Here is a 13,601-nt window from a genome sequence, read left to right on the forward strand (position 1 = left end):
CCCGCGGGCGCTCAGACGACCGGCTTGCCCGTGAGCTCCACGCCCGCGGCCCGCAGCTCCTCCAGCGCACGCTCCGTGCTGTCCTCGGCGACTCCGGCCGTCAGGTCGAGCAGGACCTGGGTGCGGAAGCCCTCACGGGCCGCGTCCAGGGCCGTGGCCCGTACGCAGTGGTCCGTGGCGATCCCGACGACGTCCACCTCGGTGACCTCGCGGGCGCGCAGCCAGTCGGCGAGCGAGAGCCCGTTCTCGTCGGCGCCCTCGAAGCCGCTGTACGCGGCCGCGTAGGCGCCCTTGTCGAAGACCGCGTCGATCGCGCCGGAGGCGACCACCGGGGCGAAGTTCGGGTGGAAGCCGACGCCCTCGGTGCCGGCCACGCAGTGCGCGGGCCAGGAGCCGCGGAAGTCGGGGTGCTCCGAGAAGTGGCCGCCCGGGTCGATGTGGTGGTCACGGGTGGCCACCACGTGCTGGTAGCAGGGCCCGCCGGTCTGGCCGATGAGCTCGGTGATCGCGGCGGCCACGTCGGCGCCGCCGGTGACGGCGAGGCTGCCGCCCTCGCAGAAGTCGTTCTGCACATCCACGACGATCAAGGCGCGGCGCATGAGGCTAGTCCTTCGGTCCTGTGGTGCGGGTCGGTGGTCAGGGGCTCGGCCGTACCGTCCGAGCGTAGAGACTTCACGTCCGTTGCGGGAGAGGGCGGACGGGGAGCGCCGCCCGTACCGGTCATCGCTCGCTCACCCGTCCTCCCCGTCCGCTAGACGTACTCGGTCGGGATGACGGCCTCGCCGCGCGACAGCTGGGTCGCCGACAGCGGCAGCGAGGCGCGGGCGGCGGCGTGCCGGTCCCGTACGGTGTCGAGCGACTCGCGGCCGACCACCTGGCCGCCCTTGACCAGCTGCACCTGCAGCTGCCGGTCCGCGAGCTCCTCGGGCACGGGCCCGGTGCCGATCACCTCGGCCTCGGCGACGCCGTCCTTGTCGGGGCGGCGCGCGGCCCACTTGCGGCCGCCGATCGAGGACTTGGCGCCGAGCGACTTCTTCGCGACCGGTACGAGCGGGGCGTCCGCGTCGCCGGACTCGGCGCGCGCGACCAGCTTGTAGACCATCGAGCAGGTCGGGTGCCCGGAACCGGTGACGAGCTGGGTGCCCACGCCGTAGGCGTCGACGGGCGCGGCGGCGAGCGAGGCGATGGCGTACTCGTCGAGATCACTGGTCACGACGATCTTCGTACGGGTCGCCCCCAGCTCGTCGAGCTGCTGGCGCACGCGGTGCGCGACGAGCAGCAGGTCGCCCGAGTCGATCCGGACGGCCCCGAGCTCGGGCCCGGCGACCTCGACCGCGAGGCGCACGGCCTCCGTCACGTCGTACGTGTCCACGAGCAGCGTCGTGCCGCGGCCGAGCGAGTCCACCTGGGCGGTGAAGGCATCCCGTTCGTTGTCGTGCAGCAGCGTGAAGGCGTGCGCGGAGGTGCCGACCGTGGGGATCCCGTAGCGGAAACCGGCCGCGAGGTCGGAGGTCGAGTTGAAGCCGCCGACGTACGCGGCGCGCGAGGCGGCCACGGCGGCCAGCTCGTGGGTGCGGCGCGCGCCCATCTCGATGAGGCCGCGGCTGCCGGCGGCAGCGGACATACGGGACGCGGCCGCGGCGATCGCGGAGTCGTGGTTGAGGATCGACAGGATGACGGTCTCCAGGAGCACGCACTCGGCGAACGAGCCCTCCACGCGGAGGACCGGCGAGCCCGGGAAGTACACCTCGCCCTCCGGGTAGCCCCAGATGTCACCCGTGAAGCGGTAGTCCGCGAGCCATTCGAGCGTCGGCCCGTCGACGACGCCCTGCTCACGCAGGAAGCTCAGCACCCCCTCGTCGAACCGGAAGTTCTCGACGGCGTCGAGCACCCGTCCGGTGCCCGCGACGACGCCGTAGCGCCGCCCTTCGGGCAGCCGCCGTGTGAACGCCTCGAAGACCGACCGCCGCCCGGCCGTACCGGACTTCAGGGCGGCCTGCAGCATCGTCAGCTCGTACTGGTCCGTGAAGAGAGCCGTCGACGGAACATCCACCGGCAGCCCAAGGTCCGCTGTGTTCATGACGAGGACTGTACCCCCATCTCGTCACTTTGACGATTTCGGATCGGCTGTTGGTGGCCGGGCGCTGATCCAGGGGCCCGTTTATGCGTCCCCAGGCCTCAAGTGGCAGCATGGGGAAAGTGAGTGTGGCCCCTGATGTGTCTCCCGTAGAGATCACCAACCCCGTCGAAGGCGTGTCGGCGGTGGTCGAGCCCGACGTCCCCTGGGTCACGATCGTGCACAACGACCCGGTCAATCTGATGAGCTACGTGACCTATGTCTTCCAGGCCTACTTCGGCTACTCCAAGGACAAGGCCCACCGCCTGATGATGGACGTCCACCACAAGGGCCGCGCCGTGGTCTCCAGCGGCACCCGCGAGGAGATGGAGCGCGACGTGCAGGCGATGCACGGCTACGGCCTGTGGGCCACGCTCAGTCAGGACAGGAACTGATGGCGCAGAGGCGGGGCAGGAACTGATGGCCGGCATGTTCGAGCCCGTACCCGGCGGCGGCGCGGCCGTCGCGCTCGACGAGGTCGAGGTCTCCATCCTGCGCTCCCTCGCCGTACAGCTCCTGGAGCTGATCGGCCCGGGCCCGGGCGGCGAGGAGAACGCCGACCCGCTGGCGGAACTGTTCGCCGAGGGCCCGAGCGAGCCGCCCACCGACCCCGTCCTGCAGCGCTTCTTCCCCGACGCGTACGGCGATCCCGAGGCCGTCCCCGACGACCAACTCAAGGCGTACTCCTCGGAGTTCCGGCGCTTCACCGAGAACGACCTGCGCGCGGGCAAGCGGGAGAACGCGCTCGTGGTCATCCGCAGCCTCGACGAGCTGACGCTCGCCGGCGAGGGCGGCGCCGTCCTCAAGCTGACCCCCGACGAGTCCCGGCAGTGGCTCGGCGCCCTCAACGACCTCCGCCTCGCCATCGCGGCCCGCCTCGACGTGATCAGCGACGAGGACACGGACCTGCTCTACCGCCTCCCGGACACCGACGAGCGCAAGCCGATGGTGATGGCGTACCTGTGGCTGGGCGGCCTCCAGGAGACGCTCGTGGAGACGCTTCTGCCGTAGCGCACAGCCGTAAGGTGCCAGTGCGCACCACACTGCTGACATCCGATATCCGGATCATGATGTCCGAATAACGATCGCGTCACGCCTGCTGCCGTAATGACTGGTGGCGGGCGTTTTCGCGTCCGGGGCCGTGACGCTCGTCACGCAAAGAAGCGTAAATGCCATGGTAAAAATTCGGCACTTCGCTGGCGGCACCACCCCTCGCCGCCCCCGAAGCCCTGGCGCACCGCCAGGCAGCAGCACCGCACCACCGCAAGTCGCCGGCGTACGACGGCGTTCGCCCCCTGCGTGCCCCCACTGCCCTGCCTGCCGCATCCCCCGCTCGGATGCCGCCGATCTCCGCGCGTCCCGTACGCGCATCGAGGTAGCACCATGTCTCTCGAATCCCTGACGAACTCCATCGAGGAATCGGTCAACAGCGTTGTCACGCCTGTCGCCGACTTCCTCGGCAAGTGGGTCTTCTACGCCGTCCCCGTCGGTGACGCCGAGGTGCCGCTGATCGTGGCCTGGCTCGTCGTCGCCGGCCTGCTCTTCACCGGCCTGTTCGGCTTCCTCCAGATACGCAAGTTCAAGCTCGCCCTCAAGGTCGTGCGCGGCAAGTACGACGAGAAGGGAGCCGTCGGAGAGGTCAACCACTTCGGCGCGCTGACCGCCGCCGTCTCCGCCACCGTCGGCCTCGGCAACATCGCCGGTGTCGCCGTCGCCATCACCATCGGTGGCGCGGGCGCGGCCTTCTGGATGGCCGTCTGCGGTCTGCTCGGCATGGCCACGAAGTTCGTCGAGGTCACCCTCGGTGTGAAGTACCGCAAGGTGCACGCCGACGGCACGGTCTCCGGCGGCCCCATGCAGTACCTGCCCGCCGGTCTCGCCGACCGCTTCGGCACCGGCTCCGCCGGTCACAAGCTCGGCAAGGTGCTCGGCGTCTGCGCCGCGGTCTTCGTGCTGTTCTTCGGTCTCTTCGGCGGCAACCTGCTCCAGGTCAACCAGGCCTACAGCCAGCTCGCCAACACCACCGGCGGCGACAACGGCTTCATCGACTCCTCGGCCGGCGCCATGGTCTTCGGCGTCGTCGTGGCCCTGCTCATCGGTGTCGTCCTCATCGGCGGCATGAAGTCGATCGCGAACGTCACCTCCAAGCTGGTGCCGACGATGGCGATCATCTACATCCTCGGCTGCCTGACGGTCCTCGCCGTCAATGCCGGTGCCGTGCCGGGCGCCATCACCGACATCCTGTCGTACGCCTTCAACCCGGAGGCCTTCGCCGGTGGTCTCATCGGCGCCCTGATCGCCGGCTTCCAGCGGGCCGCGTTCTCCAACGAGGCCGGCCTCGGCACCGCCCCGATCGCCCACTCCGCGGTCAAGACCAAGCACCCCGCGAGCGAGGGCCTGGTCGCGCTGCTCGAGCCGTTCATCGACACCGTGGTCATCTGCACCATGACCGCTCTGACGGTCGTGGTCGTCAGCCCGCCGTCGCTGACGGCCGCGCGGACCGACCCGGACGCCCCCGGCGGAGTGGTCATCACCTCCGACGCCTTCGCGACCGTCCTGCCCTGGTTCCCGTACGTCCTGACCGTCGCGGTCATCCTGTTCGCGCTCTCGACCGCGCTGACCTACGGCTACTACGGCGAGAAGGCCTGGTCCCACCTCTTCGGCCGCTCGAAGCCCAGCCTCACGCTGTTCCGCGTCCTGTACACGGTGTGTGCCGCGGGCGGTTCGCTGCTCACGCTGACGGCGCTGTTCAGCCTGGCCGACGCGGTCCTGTTCATCCTCGCGGTGTTCAACATCATCGGCCTGTACCTGCTCTTCCCGGTGGTCAAGCGGGAGCTGGCCAAGTTCCTCGCGTACGCCGAGCGCCGCGACAACGGTGAGCCGGAGCCGGAGGAGACCGAGGAGCGCGAGACCGTCAAGGTCTGAGCCTTCCGGCAACCACAGCGGCGGGCCCGCCCCCACCCTCACCGGTGGGGGCGGGCCCGTTCCCGTTCCCCCGACGTCTTCTCGCCGCTGTGGGCTGTTCGCTCAGAGGACCCTCAATTCCGCATAAAGAACACTCAAAAACTGGCCGCCGTCATTCGCCGCCGAGACGACGTATGTCCCCTTTTCCCTATGCCGTCCGCCACATTGAGAACGTTTTGACCCTGTTGTCCGCGTGATAAAAGTTCCCAACCACCTGCCGGGCCGCCACCCATGGCCCGAGCGGGGGCGCCCCGCCGGCGGACCGCCGGTAGGCAATGGCTCCATCCACATCCGGGGGGATCGGGACCCGATCCGGGCACGTACGAAGCGCGTACGGCACGGCTCGGCATGGAGAAAGGCGCACCACCATGACCTCAGTGCAGGTCGATTCGAACAACGACGGCAGTGAGGCCGCGGAGTCCGACGAGGGGTACGAGCGGGGCCTCGGTGCCCGCCAGGTCCAGATGATCGCCATCGGCGGCGCCATCGGTGTGGGCCTCTTCCTCAAGGCCGGGGCCAACATCGAGAAGGCCGGCCCCAGCCTCATCCTCATGTACGCCCTCGCGGGCGTGATCATCTTCTTCATCATGCGGGCGCTCGGCGAGCTGCTCCTGTACCGCCCGGTGTCAGGCTCCTTCGCGGAGTACGCACGGGAATTCCTCGGCCCGTTCTTCGGATACGTGACCGGCTGGACGTACTGGCTCATGTGGATCGTCACGGGCATGGCGGAACTGACCGCCGCCGCGATCTACATCCATTACTGGTTCCCGGACATTCCGCAATGGACGACCGCGCTGGTCTTCCTCGTCCTGCTCTTCGGCCTGAACCTCATCTCCGTGAAGCTCTTCGGCGAGCTCGAGTTCTGGTTCTCGATGATCAAGGTCACCGCGCTGATCGGCATGATCGTGATCGGCCTCGGCGTCGTCACCTTCGGCTTCTCCGCCGCCGGCGACACCGCGAGCGTCTCCAACCTGTGGGACTACGACGGCTTCTTCCCGAACGGCATCGGCTCGTCCCTGATGACCCTGCAGGGCGTCATGTTCGCCTTCCTCGCCGTCGAGCTGGTCGGTGTGACCGCGGGCGAGTCCAAGGACCCCGAGAAGACCCTGCCGAAGGCCATCAACACCCTGCCGTGGCGGATCGCCCTCTTCTACGTGGGTGCCCTCACCGTCATCCTGTGCGTGGTCAAGTGGACCGAGTTCACCGCCGACCTGAGCCCGTTCGTCGCGGCCTTCGCGAAGATCGGCATCCCGGCCGGTGCCGCGATCGTCAACTTCGTCGTCCTCACCGCGGCGCTTTCCTCCTGCAACTCCGGCATGTACTCCACCGGCCGCATGCTGCGTGACCTCGCCTCCAACAACGAGGCGCCCAAGCGCGTGGGCGAACTGTCCTCCCGCCGCCTGCCGGCGATCGGCATCTCCATCTCGGTGGCCTTCATGGGCATCGGCGTGGTCCTCAACTACGTGGTCCCGGAGAAGGCCTTCGTGTACGTCACGTCGGTGGCGACCGCGGCCGGTATCTGGACCTGGCTGATGATCCTGATCAGCCACATCAAGTACCGCCACGCGGTCGACGCGGGCCGGCTGCCCGCCTCGAAGTTCCCGGCCCCCGGCGGCACCGTCTGCAGCTGGATCGCCGTGGCCTTCCTGCTCATGGTCACCGTGATGATCGGCCTCGACCCCGACGGCCGGATCAGCCTGTACGTCGGCGCCGTCTGGGCCGTGCTCCTCGGCATCGGCTGGTCGGTCCTGAAGTCCCGCAACCCGCAGATCGCGGAGCGCCGCGAGCTCGCGTACGCGGAGAAGTAGACCGGGACACCGGGATACGGGCACCCCTGCCAGGCGCCCGTCTCACGCCCGCGTCTCACCAGGTGGGCCAGGGATCTCGATTCCCTGGCCCACCTGCTTATGCTCGGCGACATGCTGACCCTCACCCAGGCCCTGTACGACCAGATCGTCGCGCACGCCCGCGCCGACCACCCCGACGAGGCCTGCGGCGTCGTCGCCGGACCCGTCGGCGAGGGCCGTCCCGAGCGGTTCATCCCGATGCTGAACGCCGCGCGCTCGCCCACGTTCTACGAGTTCGACTCGGGCGATCTGCTCAAGCTCTACCGCGAGATGGACGACCGCGACGAGGAGCCGGTGATCGTCTACCACTCGCACACGGCCACCGAGGCGTACCCCTCCCGTACGGACATCACGTATGCGAACGAGCCGGGCGCGCACTACGTCCTGGTCTCCACGGCGGACGCGGACGACGCGGGAGAGTTCCAGTTCCGCTCGTACCGGATCGTCGAGGGGGAGGTCACCGAAGAAGAGGTGAAGGTGGTCGGGGCATACTGAGCCTCGACCTAGGGCTGCAGGAGCCAGGAACCCGGTGCGAATCCGGGACGGTCCCGCCACTGTGACCGGCCAGCACGGCCGGAGAGTCAGGAACTGACCTGCCGCCTTTTCCACCGACTGGGGACGCGGAAATCCCCGGAGGAGGCCCAGCCATGTCCTGGCCCATAGCAGCCCGTACCCTCACGCGCGCCGCCGTCGCCACCGCCCTGCTCGCCCCGCTCGCCGCCTGTTCCACGGCTGCGGGCGACGCGAAGCCCGAGGCGACGGCCCCCGGATTCCCCTACACCGTGACCAACTGCGGCGTGAAGACCACCTTCACGGCGCCGCCCGAGCGCGCCGTCACGATGAACCAGCACGTCACCGAGGTGCTGCTCGAGCTCGGTCTGAAGGGCCGCATCGCGGGCACCGCCTATCTCGACGACGCCGTCCTGCCCGAGTACGCGAAGGACTACAAGTCCCGCCCGGTGCTCGCCGACGAGTACCCCTCGTACGAGAAGCTCCTGTCCGTGAACCCGGACTTCGTCTACGGCGGCTACGCGAGCGCCTTCGCCGGGAACGAGGGCCGCTCGCGCGACGCGCTCGCCAAGTCCGGGATCGACACCCGGCTCAACATCGAGGGCTGCAAGAAGTCCGCCGTGTCGGTGAAGGACCTCTACCGCGAGGTGCGCGAGGTCGGCAGCACCTTCGGGGTGCGCGGGCGCGCGGACGACTGGGTGCGCGAGTCCGAGCGGGAACTCGCCGCCACCGAACGGCAGTTGAAGGGCGTCGAACCCCTCACCGTGTTCGTCTACGACAGCGGCGACAAGACCGCGTTCACCGCGGGCGGCCGGGGCATCGGCAACGAGATCATCACCCGGGCCGGCGGCCGCAACGTCTTCGCCGACCTCGACAAGTCCTTCGGCGACGCCTCCTGGGAGAACGTCGTCGAACGCGCCCCCGAGGTCATCGTGATCTACGACTACGGGGCGCAGACCGTCGCCCAGAAGAAGCAGCGCCTGCTCGACGACCCCGCGCTCGCGGACGTCCCCGCGATCAGGAACAAGAAGTTCGCCGTGCTCCCGCTCTCGGACGCGGTGCTCGGCGTCCGCGCCCCCGCCGCCGTGGCGAAGCTGGCCGCCCAGCTTCACCCGGACGCGGTCAAGTGACGCGGAGCGCGGGCGGGTTGAAGCGGGATGCCGGTCCGGTGAGGTTCGGCCCCGGCCTCGCGGTGACGGTGCTCGCCGCCGCCCTCGCGGTGGCAGCCGTCGCCGGCCTGGCGCTCGGGCCGGTGAGGATCGCACCCGGCGAAGTCGTACGGATCCTCACCGGCGGCGCCGAACCGAGCCCGCTGCGCACCATCGTGCTCGACGTCCGGCTGCCCCGGGTGCTGCTCGGTGCGGTCATCGGCGCGGGCCTCGCCGTGATCGGCACGGTCCTGCAGGCCCTCGTCCGCAATCCGCTGGCCGATCCGTTCCTGCTCGGCGTCTCCTCGGGGGCGTCGGCGGGCGCGGTGTCCGTGATCGTGCTGGGCATCGGCGCGGGCGTGGCCATGACGGTCACCATCCCCGCGGCCGCCTTCGCCGGCGCGATGGGCTCCCTGGCCCTCGTCTACGTCCTCGCCCGCGGCCGCGGCGGCGCCATGACCGGGGCCCGGCTCGTGCTCGCGGGCGTGGCCGTCGCGTACATCCTGTCCGCCCTGACCAGCCTGCTCCTCGTCACATCCGCCGACGCCAACCACGTGCAGGAGGTCCTGTACTGGACCCTCGGCGGACTCGGCAGCGCCCGCTGGGACATGCTCGCGCTGCCCGCCGTGACCCTGCTGGCCGGCACGCTCGTCCTGGTCACGCTGGCCCGGCCGCTCGATCTGCTGCTCGCGGGGGAGGAGGGCGCGACCGTGCTCGGCCTGGACACGGGCCGGTTCCGTGCCGCCGTGTTCGTCCTCGCCTCGCTGCTCACCGGCGCGGCCGTGGCCTACAGCGGGGCCATCGGCTTCGTCGGCCTGATGGTGCCGCACGCCGCGCGGATGGTGGTGGGCGCGGGCCACCGCCGCCTGCTGCCCGTCGTGGCGCTCGGGGGCGCGCTGTTCCTGGTCGTCGCGGACCTGGCCGCCCGGACGGTGGCGGCGCCCCAGGACATCCCGGTCGGCGTCCTCACCGCCCTGACCGGCGGGCCGTTCTTCCTGTGGCTGCTGCACCGCGGCCGGTCCGCCGAAGGGGTGGGCGCGTGATGCTGAAGATCGACTCGCTCTCGTACGCGACAGGGGGCCGCACCCTCGTCGACGCGGTGAGTCTGCACGCGGCCGCGGGGGAGACCGTGGGCCTGGTCGGTCCGAACGGCAGCGGCAAGACGACCCTCCTGCGCTGCGTCTACGGCACGCTGCGGCCGACGGCCGGACGGGTGCTCGTCGACGGCGCCGAACCGGCCGGCGCGAAGGAGCGCGCCCGGCGGATCGCGACCGTCCCGCAGGACGGGCAGAGCGGCTTCGAGCTGACCGTGCGCGAGGTCGTCGCCATGGGCCGCTCCCCGCACAAACGCTTCTGGGAGCCGGACACGGCCGCCGACGCACTCCTGGTCACCGAGGCCCTGACCCGCGTCGGCGTCCTCGGCCTGGCCGAGCGGCCCTTCCCCGGCCTGTCCGGCGGCGAGCGCCAACGCGCCCTGGTCGCACGGGCGTTGGTGCAGCAGCCGCGGCTGCTCGTGCTCGACGAACCCACCAACCACCTGGACATCCGCTACCAGCTCGACATCCTCACCCTGGTCCGCGGCCTCGGCACCACCAATCTGCTGGCCCTGCACGACCTCAACCTGGCCGCGTACTTCTGCGACCGGCTGTACGTCCTGCACGACGGCGCGGTGGTCGCCTCGGGCCCGCCCGCCGAGGTGCTCACGGCCGGGCTCCTCGCCGAGGTCTACGGCGTACGGGCCGAGGTCGGCGTGCACCCGACGACGGGGGCGCCGACGGTCACGTACCTGCCGGGCGGGTCCGTGCCGCGGCCGGGCGGGTCCACGACTGCCCCGGACGGGCCCACCACTGCCCCGGACGGGTCCGTATCGGCCGCATCTGCACCCTCTTCAGCCCCCGTTCGTCCGCCTGCCGAACAGAATTCGTCCACCATGTGAGATCACACTCCGGGATCCGGGACGGGAATCGATACGATGACCGCATGGTTCAACACGACGTGACTGACAAGACGCCGGGCATGCTGCTCGTGGCGCGCCTTCACGTCGACCTGTGCAGGCTGAACAGCGCCATCTGTCCACGCTGACCCCTGCCGCCGTACAGGCCCGGGAGCCGCCCCGCACACGGGCGCGGCAACGGCAGACGGCGACTCCTCCGCGTACCGCCGCAATTCCGTGCGCAGCCGCGCGCGCCCACACGTCCTCACCCCATTAGGAGCCGCAGCCATGGCCATCGAGGTCCGCATCCCGACCATCCTCCGCACCTACACCGACGGCGAGAAGGCCGTCCAGGGCGCCGGCGACACCCTCGCCGAGCTGTTCACCGACCTCGATTCCCGCCACTCGGGCATCGAGGCCCGCATCGTGGACGAGGGCAAGCTGCGCCGCTTCGTGAACGTCTACCTGAACGACGAGGACGTCCGCTTCCTGGACGGCATCTCCACCAAGCTCGCCGACGGTGACAGCGTCACGATCCTCCCGGCCGTGGCCGGCGGCTCGGTCTGAGCCCGGCCCCGCCATGCGCTACGACTCCCCGCTCGCCGCGGTCGGCAACACCCCGCTCGTCCGCCTGCCGCGGCTCTCGCCCTCGGACGACGTACGGATCTGGGCCAAGCTCGAGGACCGCAACCCGACCGGCTCGGTCAAGGACCGCCCCGCGCTCCACATGATCGAGCAGGCCGAGAAGGACGGGCGGCTCACCCCGGGCTGCACGATCCTGGAGCCGACCAGCGGCAACACGGGCATCTCGCTCGCCATGGCGGCCCGGCTCAAGGGCTACCGCATCGTGTGCGTGATGCCCGAGAACACCTCGTCCGAGCGCCGTGAGCTGCTCGCCATGTGGGGCGCGGAGATCATCTCCTCGCCCGCCGCGGGCGGCTCCAACACGGCCGTCCGCGTGGCCAAGGAGCTCTCGGCCGAGCACCCGGACTGGGTGATGCTCTACCAGTACGGCAACCCGGACAACGCGGGCGCCCACTACACGACGACGGGCCCGGAGATCCTCGCCGACCTCCCGTCCATCACACACTTCGTCGCGGGCCTGGGCACCACCGGCACCCTCATGGGCGTCGGCCGCTACCTCCGCGAGAACAAGCCGGACGTCAAGATCGTCGCCGCCGAGCCGCGCTACGACGACCTCGTCTACGGCCTGCGCAACCTCGACGAGGGCTTCATCCCCGAGCTCTACGACGAGACGGTCCTCACCACCCGCTTCTCCGTCGGCTCGGCGGACGCGGTCACCCGCACCCGCGAACTCCTCCAGCAGGAGGGCATCTTCGCGGGCGTCTCCACGGGCGCCGCCCTCCACGCCGCGATCGGCGTCGGCAAGAAGGCGCTCAAGGCGGGCGAAAGCGCGGACATCGCCTTCGTGGTCGCCGACGGCGGCTGGAAGTACCTGTCGACCGGCATCTACACGGCGGAGTCGACGGAAGCGGCGATCGAGATGCTGCAGGGGCAGCTCTGGGCGTAGGGGTGGCTCTGGGCATAGCAGGGCTCCGGGTGGCCGGACAGACCCCTCCCGCCCGGGGGCCGCACCGGCCGTTCCAGGCTATCGGCGCCCACTGACAGCGGGATCCGACGCGGTCCTCCTGGGCGCCGTCGCGATCATTTGTGCAGGTGGCGGACCTGGTCCCACAGGGCCGGGTCCACCACCCCCACCCGTCGCCGGAAGTTCCACACCGGGACCTCCCGCAGCTCGTCCGTCTCCAGGAAGCTCGGCCGCCCCTGCGCGTCGCCCACCGACCCCGGCGGCAACGGGATCACCCCGGCCCGCTCGTCGTGGTACTTGCTGGTGATCTTCACGACGACCGCGGTACGTCCCCGCACCTCCAGGACCAGACACGGCCGGTCCTTGGACCCGGGCCCGTCCTCGTACGGCACATCGGCCCACCAGATCTCCGCCGCCTGCGGCTTGCGCCCCTTGGCCCGGGCCCGCGCCGGAGGGCGCCGCGGCCCGCCGGGCCGCCGCCGCGAGCGGGCACGGCCGTCCACCACCGTCGCGACCAGCGCAATCACCACCACGGCGGCCAGGGCAAGCCACCAGGACGTGTCCATACGCCTGAATCTACCGGCGCGCACGGGCCGCGGCGCGCCGGAGCCGCGATCCATCCGAACCGGTGATGTGGCAGGTGAGTTGCCCCACAACGGCCCATGACGCAGGGGCGACGCGGGCTTTCGCGCCTTACGCTCAACGGACCGCACGACCCCCGTCACGTCCTGCCAGCGTCCTGCCAGCACGGAGGTTCCCGTCTCCATGAAGCTCACCGTCGTCGGCTGCTCGGGGTCGTTTCCGTCCGCGGACTCGGCCTGCTCGAGCTATCTCGTCGAGGCCGACGGCTTCCGGCTGCTCCTCGACATGGGCAACGGTGCCCTGGGCGAGCTGCAGCGCCACTGCGGCCTCTACGACCTGGACGCCGTCTTCCTCAGCCATCTCCACCCCGACCACTGCATCGACATGTGCGCGTACTTCGTCGCGCGCTACTACCGCCACGAAGGCGGCCGCTGCGACGCGATCCCCGTCTACGCCCCCGAGGGCGCCCAGGACCGCCTGACCACGGCCTACGGCGACAGTCCCTCGGCCTCGGCGATGGGCGAGGTCTTCGACTTCCGGGCGCTCAAGTCCGGTGCCTCGTTCGAGATCGGGCCCTTCTCCGTGCGTACGGAACGGGTCGCGCACCCCGTCGAGGCGTACGCGATCCGGGTCGAGCACGAGGGCCGCTCGCTGGTGTACTCCGGCGACACCGGCGCCTGCCCGCAGCTCGACGAACTCGCGGCGGGCACCGACCTGTACCTGTGCGAGGCGTCGTTCATCCACGGCAAGGAGTCCATCCCCGACCTCCACCTCAACGGCCGCGAGGCCGGCGAGAGCGCGGCGCGGGCGGGAGCGGGCAAGCTCGTCCTGACCCACATCCCGCCGTGGACCGACGCGAACATCAACCTGGCGGACGCCCGCGAGGTGTTCGACGGGCCGGTGGAGCTGGCGGCGCCGCGCACCACGTACGAGATCTGAAGTCTTCCGCGCG

The 13,601-nt window shown here is 70.5% G+C and carries 15 protein-coding genes and 1 riboswitch; of the genes, 12 read left to right on the forward strand and 3 right to left on the reverse strand.

The window, feature by feature from the left end; genetic code table 11:
- Positions 1-11: 11 nt before the first annotated feature.
- Together ACIBI4_RS20800 and ACIBI4_RS20805 are read right to left on the reverse strand one after the other, a co-directional pair.
- Positions 12-599 (reverse strand): nicotinamidase, encoded by a 588-nt coding sequence (locus tag ACIBI4_RS20800; protein ID WP_399205423.1) that lies wholly within the window; start codon positions 597-599, stop codon positions 12-14.
- Between the two features lie 152 nt (positions 600-751).
- Positions 752-2,080, reverse strand: coding sequence for a nicotinate phosphoribosyltransferase (locus tag ACIBI4_RS20805; RefSeq protein ID WP_399205424.1), 1,329 nt, complete (start codon positions 2,078-2,080; stop codon positions 752-754).
- 110 nt (positions 2,081-2,190) lie between these two features.
- Between ACIBI4_RS20805 and clpS the strand changes: the two genes are divergently transcribed.
- The 11 genes from clpS (at position 2,191) to ACIBI4_RS20860 (ending at position 12,049) form a co-directional block, all read left to right on the forward strand.
- Positions 2,191-2,511 (forward strand): ATP-dependent Clp protease adapter ClpS, encoded by a 321-nt coding sequence (gene clpS / locus ACIBI4_RS20810; RefSeq protein ID WP_399205425.1) that lies wholly within the window; start codon positions 2,191-2,193, stop codon positions 2,509-2,511.
- A 25-nt stretch (positions 2,512-2,536) separates the two neighbouring features.
- Positions 2,537-3,127: a DUF2017 domain-containing protein gene (locus tag ACIBI4_RS20815; RefSeq protein WP_399205426.1), complete on the forward strand. Its 591-nt coding sequence runs from the start codon at positions 2,537-2,539 to the stop codon at positions 3,125-3,127.
- A 372-nt stretch (positions 3,128-3,499) separates the two neighbouring features.
- Positions 3,500-5,041, forward strand: a complete 1,542-nt coding sequence (locus tag ACIBI4_RS20820) for an alanine/glycine:cation symporter family protein (RefSeq protein WP_399205427.1) — start codon at positions 3,500-3,502, stop codon at positions 5,039-5,041.
- A 407-nt stretch (positions 5,042-5,448) separates the two neighbouring features.
- Complete coding sequence (locus ACIBI4_RS20825; protein ID WP_399205428.1) at positions 5,449-6,888, forward strand: amino acid permease; 1,440 nt, start codon at positions 5,449-5,451, stop codon at positions 6,886-6,888.
- A gap of 111 nt (positions 6,889-6,999) precedes the next feature.
- Complete coding sequence (locus tag ACIBI4_RS20830; protein ID WP_399205429.1) at positions 7,000-7,422, forward strand: Mov34/MPN/PAD-1 family protein; 423 nt, start codon at positions 7,000-7,002, stop codon at positions 7,420-7,422.
- A riboswitch (cobalamin riboswitch) is annotated at positions 7,386-7,539 on the forward strand. It overlaps the preceding gene by 37 nt.
- Before the next feature lie 35 nt (positions 7,540-7,574).
- Positions 7,575-8,567: an ABC transporter substrate-binding protein gene (locus ACIBI4_RS20835; RefSeq protein WP_399205430.1), complete on the forward strand. Its 993-nt coding sequence runs from the start codon at positions 7,575-7,577 to the stop codon at positions 8,565-8,567.
- 38 nt (positions 8,568-8,605) lie between these two features.
- Positions 8,606-9,628: a FecCD family ABC transporter permease gene (locus ACIBI4_RS20840; protein WP_399205431.1), complete on the forward strand. Its 1,023-nt coding sequence runs from the start codon at positions 8,606-8,608 to the stop codon at positions 9,626-9,628.
- Entirely contained in the window at positions 9,628-10,521 is an 894-nt protein-coding gene (locus ACIBI4_RS20845; protein WP_399205432.1) for an ABC transporter ATP-binding protein, read from the forward strand. Before ACIBI4_RS20840 ends, ACIBI4_RS20845 begins: the two co-directional genes overlap by 1 nt.
- 44 nt (positions 10,522-10,565) lie before the next feature.
- Positions 10,566-10,667 (forward strand): putative leader peptide, encoded by a 102-nt coding sequence (locus ACIBI4_RS20850; protein ID WP_399205433.1) that lies wholly within the window; start codon positions 10,566-10,568, stop codon positions 10,665-10,667.
- Between the two features lie 139 nt (positions 10,668-10,806).
- The gene (locus ACIBI4_RS20855) at positions 10,807-11,085 is read left to right on the forward strand and encodes a MoaD/ThiS family protein (RefSeq protein WP_399205434.1); all 279 of its coding nucleotides are present in this window, start codon (positions 10,807-10,809) and stop codon (positions 11,083-11,085) included.
- A gap of 13 nt (positions 11,086-11,098) precedes the next feature.
- Positions 11,099-12,049 (forward strand): PLP-dependent cysteine synthase family protein, encoded by a 951-nt coding sequence (locus ACIBI4_RS20860; RefSeq protein ID WP_399205435.1) that lies wholly within the window; start codon positions 11,099-11,101, stop codon positions 12,047-12,049.
- A 134-nt stretch (positions 12,050-12,183) separates the two neighbouring features.
- Here the strand turns inward: ACIBI4_RS20860 and ACIBI4_RS20865 are convergent, their stop codons facing one another.
- Positions 12,184-12,633, reverse strand: a complete 450-nt coding sequence (locus ACIBI4_RS20865) for a type II toxin-antitoxin system PemK/MazF family toxin (protein ID WP_399205436.1) — start codon at positions 12,631-12,633, stop codon at positions 12,184-12,186.
- 199 nt (positions 12,634-12,832) lie between these two features.
- Here ACIBI4_RS20865 and ACIBI4_RS20870 point away from each other — a divergent pair, with 199 nt between their 5' ends.
- Positions 12,833-13,588, forward strand: coding sequence for an MBL fold metallo-hydrolase (locus ACIBI4_RS20870; RefSeq protein ID WP_399205438.1), 756 nt, complete (start codon positions 12,833-12,835; stop codon positions 13,586-13,588).
- Positions 13,589-13,601 lie beyond the last annotated feature (13 nt).

Source organism: Streptomyces sp. NPDC050418 (assembly GCF_044458745.1).
In the GTDB taxonomy this organism is placed as follows: Bacteria; Actinomycetota; Actinomycetes; order Streptomycetales; family Streptomycetaceae; genus Streptomyces.